The sequence below is a fragment of the Candidatus Deferrimicrobiaceae bacterium genome (assembly GCA_035256765.1).
Taxonomy (GTDB): Bacteria; Desulfobacterota; Deferrimicrobia; order Deferrimicrobiales; family Deferrimicrobiaceae; genus CSP1-8.
Window position 1 is genome coordinate 1 of the sequence record DATEXR010000076.1, and the last position, 3,131, is coordinate 3,131.

Here is a 3,131-nt window from a genome sequence, read left to right on the forward strand (position 1 = left end):
AACCGCATCGCGACGGCGGGGGGGGTCCTCGGGTTCGCCACCAGGAGCAGTTTCACCCGGACGTTCTTCGCCCATTCCCGGCTTTCCGCGATGGCCCGGAGAATATCTTCATTCGTCAGCGTGGACCCGGCGTATGCGACCACGTCCGATTCGGCGATCAGGGGACTGTTCGCCACCGCGCGGGCAACCATGCTGCTCGAATCCCGGGAAAGGATCAGCCGGACTTCCTTGTTCCCCTTCGTGGCCAGTTGGATCTTCTGCGGCACGGAAAGGGTGGCGATATACGACTGGAGGGACCCCCGGATCCCGTCGTCGACCGGCTGTTCCTTGGTCAGGCTTACCCGTATCTTTTCCCCCTTGTCGGCCATCATTCCTCCGCTTCTTCCCCCATCTCCTTCCTGCCCCCGGCGATGACTTTCTCCGCGATCGCGGCGGGCACTTCCTCATAGCTGGCCATCCGCATGGTGAACTGCCCCCTGCCCGACGTGATCGAACGCAGATCGGACGAGTACCGCAGGACCTCCGCCAGCGGCACGAGCGACTTCACGATCTGGCCCCTCCCCCTGGCCTCGACGCCCAGCACGCGTCCCCGGCGGCTGTTCAGGTCGCCGATGATGTCCCCGACGCTATCCTCGGGGACGACGATCTCCAACTCCATGATCGGCTCGAGCAACACCGGCCTTGCCTCGAGCGCCGCTTTCCGGAACCCCAAAGACCCCGCGATCTTGAAGGCCATCTCGGAAGAGTCGACCGTGTGGAACGACCCGTCGAAGACGGTCACCCTGGCGTCGACCACGGGGTAGCCGGCGACAACCCCCTTGCTCATCCTCTCGACGACTCCTTTCTCGACCGCGGGAATGTATTGCCGCGGAATGACGCCCCCGACGATCGCGTTGACAAACTCGAAGTCGGTGCCGGGGGGGAGGGGTTCCACCCGGAGCCAGCAGTCCCCGTACTGGCCGCGCCCACCGGTCTGCTTCTTGTACTTCCCCTGGGCCTCCGCCGTCCCCTTGATGGTCTCCTTGTACGGAATCTTGGGGGTGCGCAGCTCCACCTCGACCCCGAACTGGCGCCGAAGCTTCTCGACGGCCACCTCGAGGTGGATCTCTCCCATCCCCGAGAGGATGAACTCCCGGGTCTGCGGGTCCTTCATGAACTGCAGGGTCGGGTCCTCCTCGATCATCCGCGCCAGGGAGCTGCCCAGTTTGTCCTCGTCGGACCGGGTCTTCGGGCGGATCGCGAACGAGATCACCGGCTCGACCGCCGGGGGGGGCGGGTAGAGGATGGGGTTCTTCGGGTCGCACAGCGTGTCGCCCGTGGAAGTCTCCTTGAACTTGGCGACGGCCACGATCTCCCCCGCGGAGGCGGATCCGACGGGTTTCTGCTTCTTCCCCTCCAGCCGGAAGATCTGGCCGATCCGCTCGATGGCGTTCTTCCCGGCGTTCAGGGGCGACATGTCGGGCGACAGCGTCCCGGAGTAGACCTTGAAGATGGAGAGCTTCCCCGCGTAGGGGTCGGCGAGCGTCTTGAACACGAAGGCGGAGAACGGGGCGTTCTCCGAAATCGGGCGCACCTCCTCGACCTTCTTCTTCGGGTTCGTCCCCTTCGTCTCCTTGCGGAAGGACGGGTCGGGCAGGACGAAGTTGATCATGTCCAGGACGGGGTGGATGGCGATATTGCGCATGGCCGACCCGCAGAGGACCGGCAGGATCTTCATCGCCCGCACGCCGGCCGTGAACCCTTTGCGGATCTCCTCCTCCGTGAGCTCCGCGCCTTCGAGATACTTCTCCAGCAGGGAGTCGTCGGATTCCGCGGCCGCCTCCACCACCTTCTCCCTTCCCTTCGCCGCGGCGTCGGCTATGTCCGGGGGAACCTCTTTCACTTCGAACTCCCCCGTATCCCCCTTGTAGACGTATGCCTTCATGCCGAAGAGGTCCACCATCCCGCGGAACTGGGCCTCCGCGCCGATGGGGATCTGGACCGGCACGGCATGGACCTTCAGGATGTCGGAGATCTCCTCGACCGCCTTCGGGAAGTCGGCCCGTTCGCGGTCCATCTTCGAGACGAAGGCGATCGCCGGGACCCCCGTGTCGCACGCGAGGTGCCACATCTTCTCCGTCTGCACCTCGACGCCGGAGACCGCGTTGACCACGAGGACCGCGCCATCCAGCTGCCTGAGGCAGGCGTGCGTGTCGGCCTCGAAGTTGATGTAGCCCGGGGTATCGGCCACGGTCACTTCGACCTTGTTCCAGTGGTAATGGTGAAAGGACGTGCTGATCGTGATCTGTCGACGGATCTCCTCCGGATCGTAGTCGAAGTTGGAGCTGCCGTCATCCACCTTCCCCATCCGCTCGACCGCCTTCGCGTTGAAGAGAAGGGCCTCGGCCAGGGTCGTTTTCCCGGCGCCGCCGTGGGCGATGATCCCCACATTCCTCAGTTGTTGGATCTCCACGTGCCGTTCTCCCTCCTACGGAAATCGTCCCCCGTCATGCGGCGGGCGCACGGTTCCTCTCGTATATAATACGCAGTCCCTCAAGAGTCAAATTCTCATCAATTACCTGTATTTTGGAGGACTCGCCCGCGATGGCGCCGGCCAACCCGCCGGTGGCCACGACCATCGGGTCGGTGCGCACCTCCTTCCGGATCCGGTCGATGATCCCCTCCACGAGGGAGAGATAGCCGAAGAAGATCCCCGATTGCATGGCAGCCACCGTGTTCTTCCCGATCACGGTGGCCGGCTTTACGATCTCGACCCGCGGCAATTTCGACGCCTGCCGGAAGAGCGCCTCGGCCGAGATGCTGGCCCCCGGGGCGATGACCCCCCCCATGTAGTCTCCGGCGGGCGAGATGTAGTCGAACGTCGTCGCGGTGCCGAAGTCGAGGACGATGCACGCCTTCTTGTACTTGGCGTACGCGGCGACGGCGTTGACGATCCGGTCGGCGCCCACCTCCTTCGGGTTGTCCATCTTGATCGAGATCCCGGTCTTCACGCCGGGCCCGACGACCAGGGGAGTGATGCCGAAGTAGCGTTCGCACAGCTCCACGATCGTCGGCGTGAGGGGCGGGACGACGGAAGAGATGATGATCGCGTCGACCTCCCGGGAGGAGAGATGGGACCCGTCGTAGAGATT

The 3,131-nt window shown here is 64.4% G+C and carries 3 protein-coding genes; all 3 read right to left on the reverse strand.

Going from position 1 to position 3,131, the window contains the following annotated elements:
* Positions 1-371: hypothetical protein (locus VJ307_02350; GenBank protein ID HJX72969.1), on the reverse strand; the 371-nt coding region annotated here is incomplete at its 3' end.
* Complete coding sequence (fusA, locus tag VJ307_02355; protein ID HJX72970.1) at positions 368-2,452, reverse strand: elongation factor G; 2,085 nt, start codon at positions 2,450-2,452, stop codon at positions 368-370. The genes fusA and VJ307_02350, both read right to left, overlap by 4 nt.
* A 34-nt stretch (positions 2,453-2,486) precedes the next feature.
* Positions 2,487-3,131, reverse strand: a 645-nt coding sequence (locus VJ307_02360) for a type III pantothenate kinase (protein ID HJX72971.1), incomplete at its 5' end; no start/stop codon positions are given.